22 protein-coding genes are annotated in these 23,332 nt (G+C 62.3%); 14 read left to right on the top strand and 8 right to left on the bottom strand.

Annotated elements, in window-relative coordinates; translation table 11 throughout:
• The first annotated feature begins 51 nt into the window (after positions 1-51).
• The 4 genes from ABWL43_RS03265 (at position 52) to ABWL43_RS03250 (ending at position 6,193) form a co-directional block, all read left to right on the top strand.
• Positions 52-1,404: a 3-oxoacyl-ACP reductase gene (locus ABWL43_RS03265; protein ID WP_404486703.1), complete on the top strand. Its 1,353-nt coding sequence runs from the start codon at positions 52-54 to the stop codon at positions 1,402-1,404.
• Between the two features lie 2 nt (positions 1,405-1,406).
• On the top strand, positions 1,407-2,255 hold the full coding sequence (locus tag ABWL43_RS03260; RefSeq protein WP_404486701.1) for a MaoC family dehydratase: 849 nt from the start codon (positions 1,407-1,409) through the stop codon (positions 2,253-2,255).
• Positions 2,256-2,546: 291 nt separating this feature from the next.
• Complete coding sequence (locus tag ABWL43_RS03255) at positions 2,547-4,328, top strand: collagen-like triple helix repeat-containing protein (RefSeq protein WP_404486699.1); 1,782 nt, start codon at positions 2,547-2,549, stop codon at positions 4,326-4,328.
• Between the two features lie 182 nt (positions 4,329-4,510).
• Positions 4,511-6,193 carry a ShlB/FhaC/HecB family hemolysin secretion/activation protein gene (locus ABWL43_RS03250; RefSeq protein WP_404486697.1) on the top strand — a complete coding sequence of 561 codons (1,683 nt, stop codon included), beginning with the start codon at positions 4,511-4,513 and terminating at the stop codon, positions 6,191-6,193.
• 317 nt (positions 6,194-6,510) lie between these two features.
• Here ABWL43_RS03250 and ABWL43_RS03245 read toward each other — a convergent pair whose 3' ends face one another.
• Genes ABWL43_RS03245 through ABWL43_RS03235 form a run of 3 tightly spaced genes read right to left on the bottom strand, consistent with a single transcriptional unit; the run spans position 6,511 to position 7,421 of the window.
• Positions 6,511-6,918, bottom strand: a complete 408-nt coding sequence (locus ABWL43_RS03245; RefSeq protein ID WP_145160348.1) for a response regulator — start codon at positions 6,916-6,918, stop codon at positions 6,511-6,513.
• Positions 6,919-6,977: 59 nt separating this feature from the next.
• A complete protein-coding gene (locus ABWL43_RS03240; RefSeq protein ID WP_145160347.1) occupies positions 6,978-7,172 on the bottom strand; it encodes a Flp family type IVb pilin in 195 nt (64 codons plus the stop codon).
• A gap of 54 nt (positions 7,173-7,226) precedes the next feature.
• The gene (locus ABWL43_RS03235; RefSeq protein WP_119737765.1) at positions 7,227-7,421 is read right to left on the bottom strand and encodes a Flp family type IVb pilin; all 195 of its coding nucleotides are present in this window, start codon (positions 7,419-7,421) and stop codon (positions 7,227-7,229) included.
• 333 nt (positions 7,422-7,754) lie between these two features.
• Between ABWL43_RS03235 and cpaB the strand changes: the two genes are divergently transcribed.
• Genes cpaB through ABWL43_RS03195 form a run of 8 tightly spaced genes read left to right on the top strand, consistent with a single transcriptional unit; the run spans position 7,755 to position 15,167 of the window.
• Positions 7,755-8,681: a Flp pilus assembly protein CpaB gene (gene cpaB, locus ABWL43_RS03230; protein WP_106577724.1), complete on the top strand. Its 927-nt coding sequence runs from the start codon at positions 7,755-7,757 to the stop codon at positions 8,679-8,681.
• 15 nt (positions 8,682-8,696) lie between these two features.
• Positions 8,697-9,917: a type II and III secretion system protein family protein gene (locus tag ABWL43_RS03225; RefSeq protein ID WP_262208962.1), complete on the top strand. Its 1,221-nt coding sequence runs from the start codon at positions 8,697-8,699 to the stop codon at positions 9,915-9,917.
• On the top strand, positions 9,914-11,107 hold the full coding sequence (locus ABWL43_RS03220; protein WP_145160343.1) for a pilus assembly protein: 1,194 nt from the start codon (positions 9,914-9,916) through the stop codon (positions 11,105-11,107). The genes ABWL43_RS03225 and ABWL43_RS03220 overlap by 4 nt, the downstream gene beginning before the upstream one ends.
• Positions 11,104-12,372, top strand: coding sequence for a CpaF family protein (locus tag ABWL43_RS03215; protein ID WP_145160341.1), 1,269 nt, complete (start codon positions 11,104-11,106; stop codon positions 12,370-12,372). Before ABWL43_RS03220 ends, ABWL43_RS03215 begins: the two co-directional genes overlap by 4 nt.
• A gap of 13 nt (positions 12,373-12,385) precedes the next feature.
• Positions 12,386-13,267 (top strand): type II secretion system F family protein, encoded by an 882-nt coding sequence (locus tag ABWL43_RS03210; protein WP_369301509.1) that lies wholly within the window; start codon positions 12,386-12,388, stop codon positions 13,265-13,267.
• Between the two features lies 1 nt (position 13,268).
• Positions 13,269-14,162, top strand: coding sequence for a type II secretion system F family protein (locus ABWL43_RS03205; RefSeq protein ID WP_404486693.1), 894 nt, complete (start codon positions 13,269-13,271; stop codon positions 14,160-14,162).
• Between the two features lie 10 nt (positions 14,163-14,172).
• On the top strand, positions 14,173-14,895 hold the full coding sequence (locus tag ABWL43_RS03200) for a tetratricopeptide repeat protein (protein WP_369301510.1): 723 nt from the start codon (positions 14,173-14,175) through the stop codon (positions 14,893-14,895).
• Between the two features lie 2 nt (positions 14,896-14,897).
• Entirely contained in the window at positions 14,898-15,167 is a 270-nt protein-coding gene (locus ABWL43_RS03195) for a DUF3613 domain-containing protein (RefSeq protein WP_404486690.1), read from the top strand.
• Between the two features lie 143 nt (positions 15,168-15,310).
• Here ABWL43_RS03195 and ABWL43_RS03190 read toward each other — a convergent pair whose 3' ends face one another.
• The gene (locus tag ABWL43_RS03190; RefSeq protein ID WP_242199087.1) at positions 15,311-16,093 is read right to left on the bottom strand and encodes a response regulator transcription factor; all 783 of its coding nucleotides are present in this window, start codon (positions 16,091-16,093) and stop codon (positions 15,311-15,313) included.
• Between the two features lie 125 nt (positions 16,094-16,218).
• Positions 16,219-16,671 (bottom strand): prepilin peptidase, encoded by a 453-nt coding sequence (locus ABWL43_RS03185; RefSeq protein ID WP_404488361.1) that lies wholly within the window; start codon positions 16,669-16,671, stop codon positions 16,219-16,221.
• A gap of 93 nt (positions 16,672-16,764) precedes the next feature.
• On the opposite strand from ABWL43_RS03185, the gene ABWL43_RS03180 reads away from it, so the two are divergent.
• The gene (locus ABWL43_RS03180; protein ID WP_145160327.1) at positions 16,765-17,205 is read left to right on the top strand and encodes a TadE/TadG family type IV pilus assembly protein; all 441 of its coding nucleotides are present in this window, start codon (positions 16,765-16,767) and stop codon (positions 17,203-17,205) included.
• Positions 17,202-19,934: an ATP-binding protein gene (locus ABWL43_RS03175; RefSeq protein ID WP_404486688.1), complete on the top strand. Its 2,733-nt coding sequence runs from the start codon at positions 17,202-17,204 to the stop codon at positions 19,932-19,934. The genes ABWL43_RS03180 and ABWL43_RS03175 overlap by 4 nt, the downstream gene beginning before the upstream one ends.
• On the opposite strand, the gene ABWL43_RS03170 is transcribed toward ABWL43_RS03175, so the two are convergent.
• The 3 genes from ABWL43_RS03170 to ABWL43_RS03160 all read right to left on the bottom strand — a co-directional run bounded on the left by ABWL43_RS03170 (position 19,931) and on the right by ABWL43_RS03160 (position 23,325).
• Entirely contained in the window at positions 19,931-21,907 is a 1,977-nt protein-coding gene (locus ABWL43_RS03170) for a pilus assembly protein TadG-related protein (RefSeq protein ID WP_404486686.1), read from the bottom strand. The two genes, ABWL43_RS03175 and ABWL43_RS03170, sit on opposite strands and share 4 nt — an antisense overlap.
• 213 nt (positions 21,908-22,120) lie before the next feature.
• Entirely contained in the window at positions 22,121-22,678 is a 558-nt protein-coding gene (locus ABWL43_RS03165; protein WP_145160321.1) for a DUF4136 domain-containing protein, read from the bottom strand.
• A gap of 44 nt (positions 22,679-22,722) precedes the next feature.
• Positions 22,723-23,325, bottom strand: a complete 603-nt coding sequence (locus ABWL43_RS03160) for a DUF4136 domain-containing protein (protein WP_106577710.1) — start codon at positions 23,323-23,325, stop codon at positions 22,723-22,725.
• Positions 23,326-23,332 lie beyond the last annotated feature (7 nt).

The following is a 23,332-nucleotide window of genomic DNA, read 5'->3' as shown; positions in this document are numbered from 1 at the left end:
GCCGCACCGGGGTGGTCAACCCTTTGAACCCCAGTCTTCGGAGAGCGTTCCATGTCTGACCGTTATATCGACTTCGCCAACTCAAGCCTCGGCCATCGCCTGGTCGCCGCCATTGGCCTGCCGTCACCGGTACGCCTGGAACGCTGGCAGGCCGGGCGCCTGCGTCCGGTGGAAGGCGCGCTGCTGCTGGGCGGCGGCGCACTGGCGGCCAAGGTGCTGCCGTTTGCCAATAAACTCACGGACGCTATTTACAGTTACGGCGCCGCACCGCTGTCCGCGCCAGCCTGGATTCCCGGACACGGCCCCAAGCTCAAGGCAGTGGTGTTCGACGCCAGCGACCTGCAGCACACCGATCAGCTCAAGCAGCTGCGGGAATTCTTTCAGCCGCTGCTGAAAAATCTCGACCACAGCGCGCACCTGGTGATTCTTGGCCGAGCGCCGGAAAGCCTCAGCGATCCGTTTGCCGCCAGTGCGCAGCGTGCCCTGGAGGGTTTCAGCCGCTCGCTGGCCAAGGAACTGCGCAGCGGCGGCGTGTTGCAATTGTTGTATGTGGGCGAAGGTGCCGAGGACCAGTTGGAAGGCGCGTTGCGTTTTTTCCTGTCGCCTAAAAGCGCCTACATCTCTGGCCAGGTGATCCGCCTGCAAGCCTGCGCCACGCCGGTCGAGGATTGGACTCGCCCGTTGGCCGGGCGCAAGGCGCTGGTCACCGGTGCCGCGCGTGGGATTGGCGCCTCGATCGCCGAAACCCTGGCGCGCGATGGCGCCGAGGTGATCGTGCTTGATGTGCCGCAGGCCAAGGCCGATCTCGACGCCCTCGCTGCACGCCTGGGCGCCCGCACCGCGGTGCTGGATATTTGCGCCGAAGACGCGGCAACGCAATTAATCGAACACCTGCCGGACGGCATCGACATCGTGGTGCATAACGCCGGCATCACCCGCGACAAAACCCTGGCCAATATGACCCCGGAATACTGGGACGCGGTGCTGGCGGTCAACCTCAACGCACCGCAGGTGCTGACCAAGGCCCTGCTCGACAGCGGCACCCTGCACGACAACGGGCGCGTGGTGCTGCTGGCGTCCATCAGCGGCATCGCCGGCAACCGCGGGCAAACCAACTACGCCGCGAGCAAGGCCGGGTTGATCGGCCTGGCCCAGGCCTGGGCACCCTTGTTGAGCGAACGCGGGATCAGCATCAATGCCGTGGCGCCTGGCTTCATCGAAACCCAGATGACCGCGCACATTCCCTTCGCCCTGCGCGAAGCCGGGCGGCGCATGAGTTCACTGGGCCAGGGCGGCTTGCCGCAGGACGTGGCCGAGGCAGTGGCCTGGCTCGGCCAACCGGGTTCCGGAGCGGTCAGCGGCCAAGCGCTGCGGGTGTGTGGGCAAAGCCTGTTGGGAGCATAAGCATGGACTGGCAGACCTTAGGCACCACCCCGTTTCTGCCGCCGCTGTACTGGCGTGCAGCGCTCAAGCGCAAGATCACCGGCAGCACCTTGCCCGAACAGGGGCTGCGCTGCCGGGTAAGCGTCAATCCCAAGGCCGTGGCGGCCTATCGCAAGGTCTGCGGCTTTGCCGACAGCCCCATTCTGCCGGCCACTTACCCGCACATTCTGGCGTTCGGTTTGCAGATGCAATTGCTCACCGCAAACAACTTTCCGTTCCCTTTGCTGGGGTTGATTCACCTGAGCAACCGTATTCGCGTCCATCGCCCATTGGGCGCGGTCAGCGAGCTGACGGTGGCCGTGCACGCGCAAAACCTCAAGCCGCACGCCAAGGGTGCCACCTTTGAAGTGGTCACCACCGTCGAGGACGCCCTTGGCCTGCTGTGGGAAGCCGAAAGCCAGATGCTCTGCCGGGGCGTGAAGCTCGAAGGCGAGTCGGTGAATGATGCGTTGCCCAGCCCCACGCAGGTCACCGAACTGGCTCGCTGGAAAGCTCCCGCCGATATCGGCCGCCGCTATGCCCGGGTGTCAGGCGATTACAACCCGATCCACTTGAGCGCCCTGACCGCCAAGTTATTCGGCTTTCCCCAGGCTATCGCGCATGGGCTATGGAACACGGCACGCACCCTCTCGGCACTGGGTGAACACTTGCCTGCGGCCAATATTGAAATCGTGGTCGAGTTCAAGAAACCGGTCCGCCTGCCCAGTGAAGTAACGTTGCTGGCCAGTGCGCCAGGTTCCAGCGGTGAGTTGCTGTTAACCGGCGCGGGTAACATTGAACACATGATAGGAAAGTGGCAACCGATTGCCTGAATAACGCTGATTAATTGTATATATACACCTTAAGTTATAGCGGACCTTTAAAGGTCCGCTTTTTTATTCAATCCCTTGATTTATAAAAGATATACCTCCCTTCTCTATACCTTTGGCATTAGTCGCTAAGCACTGTCGGGCGACCCGTATATAAATCGTTAATACCAAGTTGAGCGTTGCGAGAAAGAGTGCCCGGGTCTGTGATAACACCACGGACAAACGTATCGCTATCCCTAGAAGTAACGAGCGTTTGAAACAACCACGGTTGTACAGGTGCAAGGGAACTCAATCATGAAAACTCAAACTCAAGTAGTGCTATGGAAAGCAAGTACCGCGCTGGCCCTGATCATGGCGATGAGCCTCGGTGGCTGCAGCAGCGGTGGCGGTGGACATCACAGCAGCGTGGCCGCGTCGTCGCCTGACGCAGGCGCCGGCACAGGTACCGGAGGCGGTACAGGCGGTGGCTCCGGTGGCGGCACTGGCGGCGGTACTGATGGTGGCACTGGTGGAGGCACCGGCGGCGGTACTGGTGGCGGCACAGATGGCGGCACCGGCGGTGGCACGGGTGGAGGCACCGGCGGCGGAACTGGCGGTGGCACTGATGGCGGAACCGGCGGTGGCACGGGTGGCGGCACCGGCGGTGGCACGGGTGGTGGTACTGGCGGCGGCACTGGAGGCGGCACTGGAGGCGGAACCGGCGGTGGTACTGGCGGCGGCACTGGAGGCGGCACCGGCGGTGGCACTGGTGGTGGCACCGGCTCGATTACAACCCCACTGGTAACAGGCCAGATTGCTGGCACCTTGGGCACCACGGTGGGCAATGTCGGTTCAGCAGTCGGTGAAATTGGCTCGACCCTGAACGGCGTTCCTATCGTCGGCGTCACCGCCGGCGGCCTGGTGACCTCCGCCGGTACTGCGGTGACCAGCATCGGCAGCGGTGTAACGACCGGTCTGGGCTCACTGGGCACTGACAGCAACTCCCTGGGCAAAACGGTTGCCGGTGTGGCCAACGGCGTTGCCGACCTGGGCACCGGTGTTTCAGGCGCTGGCAAATCCCTGGGCACCACACTGGGTGGCATCCCTGTTGTCGGCGGCCTGACCGGTGGTGTGGGCACTGCGGCGGGGGGTCTGGTGAATAACGTCGGTCAAGCGGTCACGATGCTCGGCGACACCCTCAGCACGTCCAGTACCACGGGCCCATTGGGTTCGCTGACTAACACCGTTGGCGGCAAAGTACTGGTGCCGGTGGTGTCCCTGGTGGAAAACACCACCGGCAACCTCGGCAAGGCAACGGGCCTGGGCAACCCGGTCAATGGTGTGCTGGATAAAGTTGGCGCCACAGTCACCGGCCTGGGCGGCCAGGTTGCCAGCGCCGGCGGCACCGGCAACCCGGTCACCACGATCGTCGGCGGTGCGCTGACCGGCGTCGGTGGCGTGCTCGACAAGTCGGGTGGTTATGTCGCCCCAGCCAGTGGCGCTGCGGCGCCTGGCTTGCCGGAGTTTGTCGGTGGCCTGGTGGCCAACGTGGGTAATGGTCTGAATGCTGGCAACACCAACGGCACTGTGAGTGCAGCGGGTGTAACCGGTGGCGCAGTGGGCAACACAGTCGCCTCGCTCGGCACCGTGCTGGGCGGCACCGGCGTCGCCAACACCGCCGCCACCGCACCGGTGGCTGGCTTGGCCACTAACGTCGGCGCGGCGCTCAATCCTGTGACGACCGGGGTTAGCACCTTGACGCAAAACATCGGCACCACCACAGGTGTCGGCGCTCCCGTCAACGGCCTGGTGACTCAAGTCGGCGGCGCAGTCAGCGGTATCGGCACCAACCTGACCGCCGCCAATGCCAACCCGATCACTAACGCTGTAGGCACCACTGTCACAGCCGTCGGCAACACCGTAGGCGCAGTGGGCGGCCTGGTCACCGGCGGCACCAGTGGCGCAAGTGGCAGTGGTGGTCTGCTCGGTGGGCTGACCGTAGGCGCTGGCGCCAGCACTTCGGCCAATGGCAGTGCAAGCACTGGCACAAGCGGCGGTCTGGGAGGTTTGCTCAACGGCCTGACCGGCAAAAAATAGAATTGCACCTGGCCGATTAGACGGCCTCCCCTACAGCGCCTACGCTTGGTTGAGACGAGAGACCCTTATAAGTCTCTCGTCTTTTTTATGGGCTGGCGTTAACGACTGCCGCGCCCTCCCGCACCGCGTCCAAGAAACCGGCGGGCCCGAAACGCTGCTGCAGTTTGACCATGGAGTGTCCTATGCGCGTGTTGACGCCGTTGTTATTGCTAACCCTCAGTGCCTACGTCCAGGCCGAGACCCTTCCCAGCTTTCTTAACAGCAACGACACCATTCGCACCCTGCCTGTGCCCAACCTTCCCGCCGATGCCTATCGACCGGTCACACCACAAACCCAGGTGCCGCAAGCGCCTGCGACCCAGAACCAGCCGTTGCAGATGGACACCAAAGTCACCATCCGCAAGCTGCAGATCGAGGGCGGTACGATCTACCCGCTGACGGACACGGCCAAGGCCTACGCATCGCTGATTGGCCATGAGACCAACCTTGCGCAACTGATCGAAGCCACCCGCAGCATCACCCGTCGCTATCAGGACGATGGCTACCTGTTGTCCTACGCGTTCCTGCCGCAACAGTCCTTCGAAAACGGCCTGGTGCGCGTGGTATTGGTGGAGGGTTACATCAAGGATTATCAGCAAAGCGGCGACATCGGCTCGGTGTCGGCCTACGTCGATAAACTGGCAGAAAAACTGTTGGCTGAACGGCCGCTCACGCGCAAGACGTTCGAGCGCTATACCACCCTGATGGGCCGTATCCCCGGCGTAACCCTGCAAGCGCAAGTGCCACCGCCGGGCACCACGGATGGCGCCACACACATGAAAATCGAAGCCACACGCAAGCCGTTTACTACCAGCATGAGCCTGGTCGACGAAAACCGTGGCGGCACCCAAGCCTTGCTCACCGCCACCAGCAATTCCCAGACGTCCATGGGCGAACAGCTCAACGTCAGCGGCCTGTTCCCGCCGGGCGACGATAAAGAACACTACTACCGTGTGGGCTACAGCCAGTTCATCAATGCCGAGGGCAGCCAGCTGGTCTTGGGCGCCGAGCGCTACCGCGCCGACCCCAAAAGCAACATACAGCTGGACGGTGGCTTCGAACTCAAGCCGCATCAGGCGATCGATCGCTACACCATTGGCCTCAGCCACCCGCTGATTGCCTCACCCACCGAATCCTTGACCCTGAGTACACGCCTGTATGCCGTTGACCAGACCACGCGCTATCAACTGGTGGGCTACCCCAACCGATTCGACATCGAAACCAACCTGCGCGCGCTGGCGTTCGAGGCCGACTGGCGCAAAGCCGACACTCGCCAATTACGCATCCTCAGCGCCGGCCTGTACCAAGGCATCAATGGCCTGGGGGCCACTACCCGCAGCGACCTGGAAGTCACCAAGCCTGACCTGGACTTCTTCCGCCTGCGCCTGTCCGGCGTGCAAAGCGACAAGTTTTTCGATAACTGGCAAGGCGTGCTGTCGGGGGCGTTCTACTGGAGCGACGACACCTTGCCCGACAGTGAACGCGCCACCTTCGGCGGGCAGAATTTCGGCCGCGGCTATCCCGACGACCAAGCCTCGGGCGACAAGGGTTGGGGCGTGGCCTATGAGGTCAACTACAGCTTCAACCGTGCCGGCGATTGGGTAAAGGTCCTGCAACCCTACGTGGTGCTCGACCGCGCCAAAACCTGGTTCAACGAGCTGCCGGTCAAAGGCAACAACATGTCGTCGGCGGCTGTGGGACTGCGCTTTGGCGACAACAAGTACTACAACATCGCCCTTGAAGCCGCCAAGCCAATGTCGGACATCGCCCTGGACAGCTTCAACCGGCGGCCGCGGTATACGCTGAGTTTCAGCTATCAACTTTGAGTGTTTGCGGTAGCCCGCCTGCGTGGCCGGTAGGCGTGTTCGTGACCAGTGGACTTGTCCTTCGCCAGGGGGCTTGTCTTTGGATAGGGGGCTTGTCTGTGGCCAGTGGTTTGTCCTTGGCCAGGGGCTTATCTGTGGCGAGCGAGCTTGCCCCGCGTTGGGTCGCGAAGCGGCCCTGACCCAGACGCCGCATTTTCCCAGTCAAAACCGCGTTGGCAGGTTTTGGCGCCGCTTCGCAACGCAACGCGAGGCAAGCCCGCTCGCCACAGACAAGCACGCTCGCCACGGACAGGCCGCTCGCCGCAGAAAGCCCGCGCCTACAGCTTGTGTTTGATCAGCGGAAACAGGCTGTTGAGGGTATCGATCAACCGCACCAGATAGATGGGTTTGCGAAACAGGTCCAGCACCTGCAGGCGCAGCATGTCGCTGACGTCATCCATCTCGGCATGGCCCGACATCACGATGACCGGCAGGTGTTGGCGATCGGTATGTTCGCGCAGGCGCCTGATCAGCGAGATCCCGCTTTCTTCAGGCATGCGCAGGTCGGTGATGACCAGCGCGATGTCAGGGTTGAGGGTCAGCTCCTGCAGCGCGAAGGTCACGGAAGTGGCGGTAAAACAAACGAAGCCCTCGTTCTCCAGCGACTCCGCCAGTTCTACGAGGGCATCTTCTTCGTCATCCACCAACAGGATCTGTTGGCGTAAAGGTGCAGATGCAGCATTCATGGGCACTACCTGGCATAGCCGATCAATAACGAGCGTACTCACAAGATGCTGCCTGCGACTTACGTCGTGGTAATGGCGCTCTGAATTTTACCGAAGAAGGTCGTGATCTGAGGCCCCAGTGTCGTGCCTGCGGCGAGTACCACCAGCGCCACAATGGCCACGAGGATGAGGTATTCAATCGCCGTCGCCCCCTCTTTATTGCGCAAGAGCAATTGAAGCTGAACATGCAGTTTCATCAACAGATCAAGGACCATCGTACTTCTCCTCTTGCGACTTAACGCCCTATCAAGGGTTTGCACAATCATTATTTACGTTGTGGTAATGGCGGTCTGGATTTTGCCAAAGAACGTCGTGATCTTCGGTCCTAGCGTAGTACCGGCTGCCAGTATCACCAACGCCACAATTGCCACGAGAATGAGGTATTCAATCGCCGTGGCGCCTTCCTTGCGATGAAAAAGCAGCTGGAGTTGAACGTGAAGTTTAATCAACAGATCAAGGATCATTTGTACTGCTCCTTTGGCGACCAGGCGCCCTATCACGGTGTCCTGCACAGTAATTGCGATGTGCCACCTGAGCATTGTCAACAAACCACGCGCTCACAACTGTAAGAACTGATTAATTACAAAGTAGAGGTCGCCTTACTGACGCCTTAAATCCGTGATTTAAAAGGCTAGTTATGGCGGGGTGAAGAAATCTTTCTGTCAGTAATGGCATTTCGTCCTAGCTGAACTACCTTCAAATAGCGAAATAGTTAGTCCGCTGTTCATAGCAGCCGGTTGCGTGATTAGCCTGTTCGGATAGACAGGCTGTGGTGCAACAGGAAAGGGAGAGCCGTCGTGAACACACGTCTGAGTATGATACTGGCCGGCGTGCTTTTGGTCGGCGCACTGTTTGCCGGTTATTGGGGATTAGTGCTCAGTCGTGAACCTGCCCCGGCGCCGCCACCGCCGCCACAGACCGCGCCGGTCGAAAAAGCCGTCGCCGTGGTGGAAGACCAGACCCGCCAGCCAGTGGTCGTACTGGCCCACGATGTACCGCCCTTTGTCGCCCTGAATGCCGCCGACCTCAGTGTAGAAAAACTGCGCACCGTGCCGGCTGGCAGCATGACCAGTGTCGACCAGGCCATTGGCCGCACGCCCTGGCGCGCATTGCAGGCCGGCACTTGGCTCAACGAAGAAAGCTTCACGCCCGGCGGGCCGCTGGCGCGCATGATCCGCCCTGACGAACGCGCCCTGGCGGTGGCCGTGGATGAAGTGATCGGCGCCGCCGGCCAATTGAGTCCCGGCGACTACGTGGACGTGTTGCTCTACCTGCGCCAGGACACCGCCAACCTCGAACAATCGGCCCAAGTGGTCGTCCCCGCCATGCGCCTGCTCAGCGTCGGCGACCAAATGGGCCTGACCAACGACGGCACTCCCGCCTCCCCGCCGGCGATGACCGCCGAAGAAAAAGCCCAACGCCGTGCACCCTCGCGCACGGTTGTGCTGGCGGTGCCCGAGCAACTGCTGAGCCGGCTGATGCTTGCCTCCCAGGCCGGCACTTTGCGCCTGGCCGTGCGCAGTGCCGACGAACGCTTGCTGAGCCAGTACTGGGCCGGCGAAAGCGACGCACCGGGCAAGCTGCAAAGTGCTAATCGCGACCTTTACCAGTTCACGCAACTGGCCTTTGCCCAAGCCCCGAAAAAAGTCGCCCAGAGCGCTCCGCACCGCACAGGTGTGGAGGTGATCCGCGGCAACCAAGCCACCCAACAAACGCCTGATTGAACAAGGATGCTGTGCATGAGCCGACGTTTCGCACCGGTGTTCACGCTGAAAATTGCCTGTGCCCTGCTGCTGTCGAACCTGTCGGCGGGCGGGGCCGTGGCCGCCACCGGCAACTGCAGTAGCTTGGGCCAACTACCCGCAGCCCTTTCGGTGGGCGAAGGCCTGCAACAGGAGCTGCAGTCACCGGTGGCGATCACGCGTCTGGCCATCGGCGACCCGAAAATCGCCGACGTGCACCTCAACGGCGATCGCGGCTTCCTGCTGACCGGCATCGCCTCCGGCACCACCAGCCTGATGGTCTGGACCGCCTGTTCCAACACGCCGCGCCAGAGCATGGTGTTTGTCAAAGGCAAGGCCACAGCGGCGCTGACCAGCCTGTCACTGGCGCCAGCGGACGACCCCTCGCTGCCCAGCCAAGTGCAGACCGACATCCGCTTTGTCGAGGTCAGCCGCACCAAACTCAAGGAAGCCAGCACCAAGATCCTGGGCATGGGCAAAAACTTCTTCCTCGGCAGCCCCAACCTGTTATTTCCCACGTCCAGCACCTTCAAGCTGCCGGTGAGCGCTGACCAGTTCAACATCGGCTTTGGCGGCGGGCGTGTCTCGGCGATGATCAACGCCCTGGAAAGCAGCGGCTTTGCCTACACCCTGGCACGCCCAAGCCTGGTGGCCATGAGCGGGCAAAGCGCGACCTTCCTCGCCGGTGGCGAGATCCCGATCCCGGTGCCCAGCAGCGGCAGTGACACCATCTCCATCGAGTACAAAGAGTTCGGCATTCGCCTGACCCTGACCCCCACCGTCATCGACCGCAACCGGATTTCCCTCAAGGTGGCACCGGAAGTCAGCGAGCTGGACTACACCAACGCCGTGGTCATTCAAAACATCCAGGTACCGGCGCTGACCATCCGCCGCACCGACACCAGCGTGTCCCTGGCCGATGGCGAGAGTTTCGTGATCAGCGGCCTGATCAGCAGCAACAACACCACCAACATCAGCAAGTTTCCGGGCCTGGGTGACATTCCGATCCTGGGCGCGTTCTTTCGCGATTCCTCGGTCAACCGCCAGGACAAAGAGCTGCTGATGATCGTCACGCCGCACCTGGTTCAGCCGCTGGCCGCCAACGCCCAACTGCCGTCGTTGCCTGGCGAGAACCTGCGCAACTACGACCCGAACTGGTACCGCCTGTACTTCCTGGAAAACGGCAATTTCGACCGCAACAATGGGTTATCACAATGAGCGATAGCCTGAGCCAGACCTTCCTGGCAATCACCCGCAACACCACTGACCTTGAGTGGCTGCAGGGCGCGCTGGCACCGCTTGGCCAAGTGGTCAGTGCCGGCAGCGGCACACTGGACGAGTTACTGGCGCTGGTCGATGTGACCTTCGCCAACCTGGTGTTTATCGGCCTCGACCGCGAGCATGTGGTGGCCCAGAGCGCGCTGATCGAAGGCGCGCTGGAAGCCAAACCGATGCTGGCCATCGTCGCCCTCGGTGACGGCATGGACAACCAGTTGGTGCTCAATGCGATGCGCGCCGGGGCGCGGGATTTTGTCGCCTATGGTTCACGCTCAAGCGAAGTGGCCGGGCTGGTGCGCCGCCTGAGTAAACGCCTGCCGCCCGTGACCACCAACACCCAACTGGGCGGCCTCACGGTGCTGTACGGCACTCAAAGCAATGCCGACGGCGCCTTGCTCGCAGGTCACTTGGCGCTGGTTGTACAAAAGAGCGGCCAGCAAACCCTGCTGCTGGACCTGGGCCTGCCACGCGGCGACAGCCTGGCGTTGCTGGGGCTGGAAAGCTCGTTCAATTTTGGCGATGCCCTGCGCCACCTGCGGCGGCTGGACGCGACCTTGATCAACAGCGCCTTCACCTCTGCCGAGGACGGCCTGCGCATCCTCGCCTACGCCCCCAACGATGAGCCGCTGGAACAGACCAGCGCCGCCGAGCTGTACATGCTGCTCAGCGCCCTGCGCCAACACTTCCAGCACATCGTGGTCAACCTCGCCGGCCAGCAGGACAGCGAAGCGCTGCGCACCTTTGTCAGCCACTGCGACAAGCTGTTGTGGTGCACCGATCAAAGCGTGCTCGACTGCCGTCGCAACCTCGCGATACTCAACCAGTGGCGCGAAAAAGGCATGAAACTGGAGCACGCCAAGCTGCTGGTCGATCGCTATATCAAAAGCTGCGCACCCGATTCCGAGGCGCTGGGAAAGAGCTTTGGGCTGGAGGTAATTGCCGTGTTGCCACTGAGCCCGGAGGTACGCCTGAATGCGAAAAACCAGGGGCAAACCTTGTTCGCCCTGGCCCCGCGAGAACCGCTGACCCTTGGCCTGAAAACCCTGGGCGAACGCCTGGCAAAACGCTCGGAAGGCATGAAAAAACCTTCTCACAACTGGCTTGACCGCCTGCTGGGCACCGGCAAATGAACGGCGAAAAACTCTTCGGCGCCCCCGCTCGCGGCATCGGTGGCAACACCGACCACGATGGGCTCAAGCTGGTGCTGCACCGGTACATCATCGATGCCATCGAAGAGTCGGGCAAGAATCTGCTGGAAGGCTCACGCCCGCTGCTGGCGCAATTTGTCATCGACAAGGTGGCCGAATACATCAACCGCATGCACCTGGCGATCTCGCGCTATGAAATGGAGCGCCTGGCCGAAGAAATCGTCGATGAACTGACCGGTTTCGGCCCACTGGAAGTGCTGCTGCGCGACCCGTCGGTGACGGAAATCCTGGTCAACGGCCCGCACCGGGTGTTTATCGAGCGGGACGGTGTGCTGCATCAAAGTGACCTGCGCTTTATCGACGCGCACCACGTGGAGCGCGTTATGCAGCGCATCCTCGCGCCTCTGGGTCGGCGTCTGGACGAGTCGTCGCCCATGGTGGATGCGCGCCTGCCCGATGGCAGCCGGGTCAATGCGATCATCCCGCCGATTGCCCTGGACGGGCCGTGTCTGTCGATTCGAAAGTTTCGCAAGGACATGCTCAAGAGCAGCGATTTGGTGGCCATGCAGACCATCGACCAGAACATCTTCGACTTCTTCCAGGAGGCGGTGGGCAAGCGCTGCAACATCCTGATCAGCGGCGGCACCGGCACCGGTAAAACCACGCTGCTGAATATTCTCAGTCAGTTGATCAACCCGCATGAGCGGCTCGTCACCATCGAAGACGTGGCCGAACTGCAACTGGGTCACCCTCACGTCGTGCGCCTGGAAACCCGACCGCCGAACGCCGAGGGCCATGGTGAGGTGAAAGCCAGCGACCTGATCCGCAACGCCCTGCGGATGCGCCCCGACCGCATCATTCTGGGTGAGATTCGCGGCGTGGAAGTGCTTGATGTACTGACCGCCATGAACACCGGCCACGACGGTTCCATGAGTACCGTGCACGCCAACAACGCGGCCGATGCCTTGCTGCGTCTGGAAACCCTGGTGGGTTTGACCGGCCGTGTGGTGGCGGAGAAAACCCTGCGACAAATGATCTGTGCGGCGCTGGATGTGGTGATTCAACTGACCCGCCTGCCGGACGGCCGTCGTTGCGTCAGCGAAGTGGTCGAGGTGGTCGGCATCCGTGAAGACGTGTACGTGACCAACACCCTGTTCCGCCATGACCGGCGCACCGGCTTCGGCTTTCTGCGCGAGGCGGTCAACCCGGCCGGTGAAAAACTGCGCCGCGAACCGTTACTGCCTTGAAGGGGACGCAAGCATGACCGGGGCCATCCTGCTGCTCATCTGCCTGATTCTGATCGGCCTATCAATTCGTTCCTTCCAGATCGGTTTGCGCCGCGCCCAGACCGAACGCGTGCTCGGCCGCCTTGCCGAAGGCCAGCCGCAGCTCGTTGAAGAGAACGGCCAGTGGAGCGGCGTGGAGCGCATGTTCCTGCGCGCAGGCCTGGGCAAGCCCAGTGACAACCTCGGCCTGTGGCTGGCGATCTGGGCGCTGGGCGCAGTCCTGGGCCTGCTGGTTGCCGGCTGGATCGGTCTGTTGGTGATGGTGGTATTGCCGCTGCTGGTACTGCGCCTGTACATCGCCTGGCGCTATCAACGGCGGATCAAGCGCATGATCGAACAACTGCCGCAATTGCTCGACCACACCGTGCGCAGCCTCAAGGCCGGGCGTACCCTGGCCGACGCGGTGCTGGGCGGCATCGAGATTACCGAAGACCCGCTGCAACACGCCATGGGCCGTATCCGGCGCAACGTGCAGCTGGGCGTGAGCCTGCCGGAGTCGGCCCACGACTTTGCCGAATTTTACGAGCGCGATGAGTTTCGCCTGTTCGCGCTGGGTTTGAAGGTCAACCACCGCTATGGCGGCAACGCCAGCGAGCTGTTGGAAAACCTGATCAAGATGATCCGCGAACGTGAGCAAGCCGCCCGCCAGCTGCGCGCCTTGACCGGCGAAACACGCGTCACGGCCTATGTGCTCACCGCCCTGCCGATCTCGATGATCGGCTACTTCCTGGCGGTGAACCCCGCGTACCTGATGACCATGTGGAACGACGGCACCGGGCGCATTCTGTTGTTCGTGGCGCTGGTGATGCAGTTGTTGGGCTGCTTCACCCTGTGGCGCATGTTGCGGAGCGTATGAGATGGCGATTGCACTGCTGATCAGCGCTGTACTGTTTATTGCCGCCCTCGGGTTAGTGCTGGCCAACCTGATAAAACACCGGCGCGGCCAGCGCCTGGTTGCCCAACGGTTGCAGGGCCAGATGGCGCGCGAACACAGGTTCGGCACGCTGATGCGCCAGCTGGGCAGCAGCCCGCTCGCGCAACGCTCGGTGAGCCTGGACAACGAAACCCAGATCCTGCTCAACCGTGTCGGTTGGCGCAAAGCCAACCAGCGCTCGATGTTCGCCGCCTTCCAGATCGGTACGCCGTTGCTGCTGTTGATCATGACCCTGGTGGTTCAGCAAGTGATGTACCCCGCGACCGGCTCGCCGTGGCTGGCGCCGTTGCTGGCCCTGGGCATCGGTTATCTGTTGCCCAAGCGCATTCTGGCCAGGGCCGCCAAGGCGCGCCAGCAACGCATCTCCCGCGAGGTATCGACCTTCATTCCGCTGCTGCGCATTCTGTTCGAATCCGGCATGGCGGTTGAACAAGCGCTGCGCGTGCTGAGCATTGAAGCGCAACGCCTGTTGCCGGCGCTGACCCATGAGTTGCGCTTGATCCTGACACGGGTCGACTCGGGCCTTGAGCTGAGCGAGGAGCTGGGCAAGACCGCGCGGCTGCTGGCCGTGGATGAATTCACCGACACCTGCACCATCCTCCAGCAGCTGGTTCAGCAAGGCGGCGGCGCGATGAAATCGCTGCTGTCGCTCAAGCAATTGCTCGACGACCGACGCCTCACGCGGATCCAGGAATTCGTCTCGAAGATGTCGGCAAAAATGTCCGTGGTGATGATGGTGTTTTTGTTTCCCGCCTTGCTGATCGTGCTCGGGGGACCCGCCTTTATCGGCATCACCCGGGCCTTGAGTAACTTATGAGGAGCGCCCGATGAAAGCCTTGATAGCCGGTTTGAGCCTGTTGCTGCTGAGTGGCTGCGCCACCAATGGCCAAACCCCGTGGGGCGCGTTTACCGGCACCGGCAGTTGCCCCAAGCCCAGTTCCGATCAGGAGCTGTCGCTGAACCTGGCCGATGAAATGGCCGGCGACGGCAAGCTGCACGCCAGCCTCGCCAACCTGCAAGGCTTGCCGGCCAATCTGCCCCAGGTGCGCCTGCGCCAGGCCAAGGCCTATCGCCTGCTCGGGCGCAGCGAAGCCGAGCCGTTGTACCGCAGCCTGATCGGCACCTGCATGGCCGCCGAAGGCGAACACGGCCTGGGGCAGGTTGCCTCGGCCAAGGGCGATAACGGGCAAGCGATGGCCCACTTGCAACGCGCCGCTCGGCTGGCGCCCACCGACGAGAAAATCCGCAACGACCTGGGCGTGGTGTACCTCAACCAACTGCGCCTGGAAGACGCGCGCTTTGAATTCATGACCGCCATGGAACTCAAGCAGAGCGACCCGCTGGCGGCGGTCAACCTGGTGACGCTGTTGATTTATCAGGACAACTGGAAGCAGGCCGCGCAACTGGTCAGCCAGATGGGCCTGAGCCCCGAGCAAGTCACTGAAGCCCAGGCCCGCGCCGAGAAACTCAAAGGCTCAAGCACGCCCGTCGCTAAAGCCAAGGATCAAGTCGCCGCTGTCAGTGATGCCGCAAGCACCCCGAGGAATTGATGATGAAAACACCTTATCTCGCCAGCCTGGCCATGCTCGTGTTGCCCTTCAGCGCCATGGCCATCGAGCCCGGCCCGTCGTCGCCCCAGCAAGCCTTGACCGAGCAATGGCTGACGCTGCAGGTCACGGGCAGCGCCGCGTCGCAAACACCTCAGAAGGCGTCCGCGGCCGAACGTGACAAGGCGCACCAGCGCTTGCTGGACAGCTACAAGTATCCGATTCCGGAGTATTTCGAGCAGAAGGTGGGGGGGAAAACTCAAGGGAGTAATTGAGAAAAAACCTGCCAGGTCTCCATCAACAGGTGGGAGCGGGCTTGCCCGCGATTACGGTGTGTCAACTAATACAGCCGTGACTGATCCACCGCCATCGCGGGCAAGCCCGCTCCCACATTTTTGACTGCATCCAACCAGGCCGATCAGTGCGCCGTCACTCGCTGGCGCAGCGATGAATTATTTGGCGATAACGCCAATGCCAATTGCGTGCGGTTGTGCATGTGCGTCAGGCGCAGCACTTGGGACACGTACAGCTTCACCGTGTTTTCAGTGATGCCCAACTCACAGGCGATCTGATAGTTGGTCTGCCCCTTGCCCACCAGCCGTGCGACATCCAATTGGCGTGGCGACAACTGGTTGAAGATCGCCGGGATTTCCACTGGCCCGGCATCCTCGGCCGAAGCCTCGTCGCTTTCCCGTCCAGGCCCACTGCTGCGCACTTTATCGAGGTCCTGATACAGGTCGTTGATGGACTCGGAAAGAAACTGCAGTTTCTGATTCAAGTTACCCAGTTGCAGGTCCTTTTTGCGCTCTTGCAGCGCGGCGTCCTGGCGCTGCAAGCCTTCGAGCAACTCGTGCAGGTTGATGGGTTTCTGGTAGTAGTCCGCGATGCCGGCACGCAGGGCCTTGATCACGTCCTGCTTGTCCGCGCGACCGGTCAACATGATGGCTTCGAACGCGCGCTGCTTACCGGCGATTTTTTGCAGGGCCTGCACCAACTCGATGCCATCCATCTCCGGCATATGCAGGTCGCACAGCACCAGGCCGATCTCGGCATCTTCGCTGAAACGCTTCACGGCCTGTTGGCTGGATTCACAGGGGACGCAGCGGTAACCGCTGCTTTCAAGAAATTCACAGAGTTCTTCCACGATCAGCGGCTGATCGTCGACAACGAGCACTTTTACCGCAGAGGTAAGCTTGTTCACGCGCTACTCCATGCATTTCAAGCCAAAAGATTGACCATCCCTTTACGACACATATCCGGTACATCTCCTCATTAAACGTAGACGCACTTTCTGACTATGTACATAGCGTTAATACCCGCTGACGACTAATGGATCCAAAACCACGCAACGGCAAAACCCACCAGTAAAAACGGGGCGAATGGCTGCTTTTTTGACGCACCGGGCGCGAGATAACCCATATGCTTTTTAAGATATTGATTCATATGCGGCCAAAGCGTTGGCGCAACGATCAGCCAGAGCAAATTGGCGACTGCCGCCCCTACAAACGACCACAGCAAGTACTCCGCATCCGACACCAGCGCCAACGCTGCGAGCAGCTTCACGTCGCCCGCCCCCAGACGACCGAAGGCGTAGCCAGGCAAGGTCAGCAGCAGCGCCAGAAAAAACGCCAACAGCCCCTGCCCGGTCGGCGCCCCCAGCCAGGTGGTGCCCGTCCAGAGCAGGTAGACCAACGCCAACAAGGCAACGCCCAGCGTCAGACGATTGGCGAGCAACCGCTGCCGAGCATCCTGCACTGCACACAGCACCAACCACACCATCACCACTGCGCCATGGATCACGTAAAAAACATCCCTTTTTGCCGATTGATTCTATGCTGATATCAAGTAGTAGCCGTCAGGGTAGACGCGGTGATGAAAACAAGCCTCCCGGATAAGCAAAAAGGCGCGGCAGCAATCGAATTCATTGCTGTGTTCGTGATTTTTTTCGCCGTGTTCTACGGCATGGTCAGCTATAGCCTGCCGCTGCTGCTGTTGCAGTCGTTCAACCAGGCGACGGCAGAAGCTGTGCGTCTGAGCGTGGCGCTGGACCCCAACATGCAGGGCTACGCCGCCGCCGTGCAAAGCACCGCCAAAACCGCAGTCGCCAACCGTTTGCTGTGGATCCCGCCCGCCTACAAATTCGACGCTGCCACGCAAGTCACCACCACCTTCAACAGCGGCCTGTTGTTAGTGAAGATCAACTACCCCACGGCCAATCTGCAGGCGGTAATGCCGTTTATTGTCCTGCCCGGCATCGGCACCGTACCGCAGCTGCCGACGACGCTGCAGGCCACCTCGAGCCTGCAGTTTTGACCTCGGGGGAAAAACTCTTCGGGCGCCTGCTCGGCCGAAGCAGCGCGCTGGCCCTGGACACGCCTGCGTCGCCTGTCGCCGGGCTGCACCTGTGGTTGGACGTGCACGGCCGCGTGCTCGAAATCAGCGGTGCACTGCGCTCACACCTGGCGCAATACACTGACTCACCGCCCCTCCAGGACCTGCTGTGTGCCCACAGCGCGATGGCGGTTGAAGGCGTTCCTGCCGATTGGCAGCGCCACAGCCTCGACCTGGATTTCCGCGGCGCCGCCGGGCTCGTGCTGCACACGCGAGGCACGATTGAAGCCCAGGATAACGGCTGGCTGCTGCATGCCGTGGACATCGGCGATTTGCTCAACGGCCGGCACCTGGCCGAGCAGCGCGAACAGGATCAGCAATTGGCCAGCCTTGTGAGTGAACACCTGCGGGTGTGCAGCCTCAGCCGGTTGCCCGACGTGTTCAACGAACAGCTGGCCAGCGTCGCGCAGCGCTGGCGCATCCCGTGTGTGGCCCTCGCGCTGCTCGATCAAGAGGACCAGGACTGGGTGATCTACAGCGAGTACGCCAACCATGATGCGCCACTGTTCTGGCACAACGGGCAGCGCCTCGGCACCTGCCTGGACAGCCTCAACGGCACTGCCCCGCTGAGTTTGCAGGCACCTTATGGACGCGGAGAACACCCGCGTTTGCACAGCGTATTCGGCAATGCCGACGGGTTTCTGGTGCCGTATCGCGATGGCCAGGGCGTGGCCGCGTGGTTGCTGTGCGGGGCCTACAACGGCCAGCCGCACATGCGCGACCGCGATTGGCTGAACCTCGCCGCCGCCATTGCAGCGCCGCTGCTCAGCCGCCTGCGCGAGCAACGCCACCACCAACAATTGGAACGCCTCGAAGCACTGCAAGGCCTGTTGGGCACCGGGTGGTTCGAGTTGCTGCCCGCCAGCGCCGAGATCCAACTTGCGCCGCAATTGATGCGCAACATCGACTCAGAGCAAGCCGCGACCCGGCAAGCCCTCGACACCTGGCTGGCGCTCATCCACCCCGCCGACCGAGAGGAACTGCACAGCCGCCTGCGCGACCTGCAAGCCCTGGGCAAGCCCTTGCTCGCCAGCGTACGCCTCAACCGTGGCGACAGCGCCCAACCGCCGACCTGGTATCGGGTGCAGGGCCAAGTGCTGGGCGTGGGTGAGCAACGCCGCTGGGTCGGGTTCATGCTCGACATCAGCGACATCAAGAACCAGCAGGTGCACGCCGACGCCGCCCATGCTCGCCTGGATAACCTGATTGCCAGCTCACCGGCGGTGATCTACGTGCAACGCTACGTGAACGGCGCGCTGCTGCCGGTGTTTTTCAGTGACAGCCTGCTGCCGTTGCTGGGCCGCACTCTCGCCGAGTGCAGCCACGACAGCCTGGTGCAATGGGTGCATCCCGACGACCGCGACCTGTACTTCCAGCGCACGCGCCAACTGCTGCGCGAAGGCAGCGTGCGCAGTCGTTACCGTGTGAAGGACAAACAGGGCAATTACCACTGGCTGCTTGATGAAGCCAAATTGCTGCGCGACGACCTGGGCCTGCCGGTGGAAGCGATTGGCCTGTGGCTGGACGTCACCGACGCGACCGTGGCTGCGCAACAGGTCAAAGCCAGCGAGGAGCGTTACCGAATTCTGGTGGAAGACTCCCCGGCGATGATCTGCCGCTACCGCCCGGACCTGACCCTGACCTTCGGTAACACGCCATTGGCCAACTACCTCGAATGCCGTCCCGCACAGTTGCGCGGGCTGAACCTGGGCGACTGGCTCTCAGCCGAACAGCGCGAGGCGTTTGTGCAGCGCATCCGGCAGTTGACTCCGGAGTTCCCGGTCAGCACCGCCGAAATCAGCCTGCAACTGCCCGGGCGCGAACACGCCTGGTGGGTCTGGTCGGACCGCGGCGTGTTCGATGAGCACGGCGCCCTGGTCGAGGTGCAGGCCGTGGGCCGCGACAACACCGAAGTGCGTCGCTCGCAGCAGCAACTGACGCAAAGCGCAAAAATGGCCACCCTCGGCGAAATGGCCACGGGCCTGGCCCATGAGATCAACCAGCCGCTGAACGTGATGCGCATGGCCATCGTCAATGTGCTCAAGCGCCTGGGCAGTGGCAACGTGCAGGTCGACTACCTCACCGAAAAACTCCAGCGCATCGACGCCCAGGTTCAACGCGCAGCCCGGGTGGTGGACCATATGCGCGTGTTCGGCCGCCGCTCGGAAGTCGAGCAACAACCATTCGACCCGGCGCAGGCAGTTGAGGGCACGCTCTCGCTGCTCAGCGAAGGCCTGCGCGGCAAAGGCGTGGAAGTCCGCCTGACCCAGGCGGACGTTCCCGTGCAGGTCAAAGGTTACGTCGACCAGCTTGAACAGGTGCTGATCAACCTGATGGTCAACGCCCGCGATGCCCTGCTGGGCCAGCGCGAAAAAAACCCTGAGTTGCGCCCGTGGATCGCCGTGCACACCGAACACGATAGCCGTCACGTGCGCATCTGGGTCGAGGACAATGGCGGGGGCATTGACCCACGCTTGCTGGAGCGGATCTTCGAACCGTTCTTCACCACCAAGCCCATTGGCGTGGGCACCGGGCTGGGCCTGTCGGTGAGCTACGGCATCGTCGAGAACATGGGCGGACGCCTGAGCGTCAGCAATGGCGAACAGGGCGCACGGTTTTGTGTGGAGCTGCCCAGGGCCACCGACGCTTAGATCACCAGGTAGGCCTCACCAGTCTGGCCGCAGGTGAGGTTGGCGCCCACGTTCACATTCGTCAGGCTGATGCCCAACATGTTCAACAGGTTGTTGAGGATCGGGTTGAGCAGCGGGCCCAGCAGGCTATCCACCACCGGGGTGACGATGGCGCTGACGCCACCGAGCAGCGACACGACACTTGCCGCCAGTGCGCCCAGCGGGTTACTGCCGACCGGCTGGTACGCCGTAATGCCTACGCCATTAAGCGTGGTCGACAGGCTGCTGACCACATTGGTCGCCGGCGCGGCCGCCTGATAGGTCGGGGTGAGGCCCACGTTAGGCGGCGTGGCGAATGGCGCAGTACTGGAGAACACCAGGGTTTGATTGCTCGCCGCAATCGGGCTTAGCACCTTGATCGCGACGCCACCGGCGGCAAACGGTACACGCGTCCCGCAGGTGCCGACTCCGAGGATTTCATGGCAGGTCTTGGTGCCGATGTCGATCAGCGCCAAAGGCGCCACGGTCATCGGTAACGTGCTGGAAAACGCATTGGTGATGGCGCCCACATTCAGCGACGCCAGCGAGGTGGTGGTGTAGGCCGTCAGGCTCTTGGTGCCAGCGCTGCCCGTCGGGCAACTGTAGGCGGTGACATAGCTGCTGGCGCCGCCGGCATCCAGCACGATATTGAGCGGCAGGTTACCCGGCAACGCCAGCAGATCCAGTTGTTGGCAGCCGGCCCCCAGCAAACACAGCGCCGAGTTGATCGTGCTCACCAGGTTCAGGCTCAACAGGCTGTTGACCACCGGCGTCAGCGGCCCCACCAGGTTATTCACGGCCGTGGTGAGCCCCGACAAACTGCTCAGCACCGGCAGGCTGACCGTCACCTCGGTGCGCACCTGGGCGGTACGCACATAAATCGCATTCGGTCCCTGGGGATTGGCCGCGGCCAGCGCCGGGTCACCCATCGCGGAGAGTTGCGGCGGCTCGATCACTTTGACCTGGGTGGTGATGTTGGCCAGCCCCAGCAGGCTGACGGGCAAGATCGCGGCAGCCGCACTCTGGCTGTTGGACAACTGCACCACGCCCTGAATCAGCTGGAACACCTGCAGGTTGGCATTCAGCGCGGCGGCGGTGATGCCCGTCTGCAACTGCAGGATCTGCCCGAGGGTCAGCGGGGCCTGGTTGATGGCGGCGATTTTCAAGCTGCCCAGGGCCGTCAATACATCCGCCGTCGCGCCGTTGGCGGTGAGCACCGTGATCGCGGCCTGGATCAATTGCGAGGCGGTGACATTGGTGTTGAGCAGTTGGGTGTAGTTACCTGCGGTCACGCCCAGGTTGATCGCCAGTTGGTCGAGGTAACTGAGCAGGCTGATATTGGTGTTGAGCAAGCCATTCCAGCCGGCGAGCGTCAGGTTGAGGTTGCCGCCGAGCAAGCCGCTGAACAAGGGGTTCAACAGGCTTGCGCTGGCGCTATTGACGCTGGCCAACGTGCTGTTGATGGTCAGTTGGGCCAAGGATGGCGTGGGCTTGGCCGCCACCGCCGTGGCTGACAAGACCGTGTTGAGGCTGACCGGGTTGCCGGAAAACAGTGCCCACACCCCGCCGGCCACGCTGGTCGTGACGGTTTTGCTGGCCACTACCTGGATCGCTGACGACAACGCGGGGTTTGCGCTGAACGTGCGCTGGCCCGAGGCGCCAGTGGTGACGGAGCCACAGCTGGTCACCAGGGTGTTGCCGTTGCCCACCACGAAATAATTGCGCGCCACGCTTTGCCCGGCGTAGGCCGCCGCACTCAACCCCGCCAGGCAGGTGCCGTTGCGGCTGACGGCTTCCAGCGCTGCGGTGTCCGCCACGCCTTGCAACTTGCGCTTTTCCAGGTACAAACGGCCGCTGTCGATCACCAGCAGGGTAAACGCCAACACCACCGCCAATACGCCGGCGGCCATCAAGCCAATGGCGCCGCGCTGCTTGCCATGAAATCGGGGAGACATCGAGCACTCCTGTGCCGGCGAGTCGCCGAGCGCTTACTCTCCTGGGGTGTCTTTGAGTGTAGACAAGGGCTGAGGGCTGCGCTGACTCAAGGCAGCAGGAGATCCAATGTGGGAGCGGGCTTGCCCGCGATAGTGGTGGGTCAGTCACAGCATTATTGGCTGACACTCCGCTATCGGGGGCAAGCCCCCTCCCACAGGGAATTGGGGAAAGGTTTAGTGGGGTGGGTAGTTGGAGAGGATTTTGCTGACGGTGGTGCGGATGGCGTTGTTGCGATCCTGTGGATTTGGACTGCTGGCCATCATCTGCTCGTCACTGCCGCGCCACACCAGCTTGCCGTCCTTGCCGTCCAGCAAGTCGATCTGGATGGTTGCGACTTTGTAGGTGATGCTGCGCGTTTCGTTGTACATCGGCGCGCCCCAATAGCCATTCCATGGGCCACCCCAGGCGCCGCCGTAATTGGTGGTGACTTGCTGCTGGCGGTCTTCGACGATCAGGTAAGCCTGCACGTTCAGGTCGGCCTTGGTGCCGGCTGCGGCGGGACGCAGGCCGCGTTGGTCAAGTTGTTCGCCGACGGCCTGGCGGATGCGCTGCTCGGTGAGGTCGCTCTTGATCCGTGGATCATCCGGGCGATATTGCAGCGCCGGGTCTTTCCAGGCCCAGTTGCGGTAGGCGCCGAAGTCGCGGCTGGCGTCAAAGTCGTGGTTGACCTGGTTGGACTGGCAACCGCCCAGCAACACGACAACAGCAAGTGCGGCAATGCGACGAAACATGGTTTATCTCCAAAAGACGCTTCAGCCTGAAATGAGAATAGCTGCTAACTGGGTGGATAGGCGCTCATTGCCTTCTGCATCGCTTCACGCAAGGCATCGGCCCGTTGGCTCAGGCTGCCCTGGCTGGCGGTTTCGGCGCTGGTGCTCCACACCGGCTGGCGAGTGCGGGCATCGAACAGGCTGATGCGCGCCACGGCGACCGTCACTTCATAAGTGCGCACCACCGGTACGGTGTTGTACATGCCGTAGCCATTGCCATAGCGGTTATAGCCGCCGTAACCGTAGCCATAGTCGTCCTGGACCTGGCGCAGGCGTTTTTCCAGACGCACATCGGCGCTCACCAGCAGGTCGGGCGCACGGTTGTCATGCAAGGGCCGCAGGCCACGCTGGTCGAGGGCGCCGCTGACCGCCTCGGCAATCTGCGCCGAGTCGGCCCAGGCCGTGCCCGCCGGCAGTTGCCCGTTGAGCCAGCCCCAGCTGCGGTAGGCGCCATAGTCGCGCACCGGGGCCGGGTAGGCGCTGGCATCAAAGGTGTTGGCCGCCTGGGCCGGTGCCGGCGGCATCGGCGCCGAAGCGGCCACGTAGGGATTGGGGCTGGAGCAGGCGCTCAAGCCCACCGACAACAGGATCAAACAGAGACGACGCATTTCGACC

Origin of the sequence: Pseudomonas sp. HT11, from assembly GCF_044875395.1 — a bacterium.
GTDB lineage: Bacteria > Pseudomonadota > Gammaproteobacteria > Pseudomonadales > Pseudomonadaceae > Aquipseudomonas.
The sequence above is the reverse complement of the archived record's forward strand: the minus strand, read 5'-3'. Positions and strand labels throughout refer to the sequence as shown.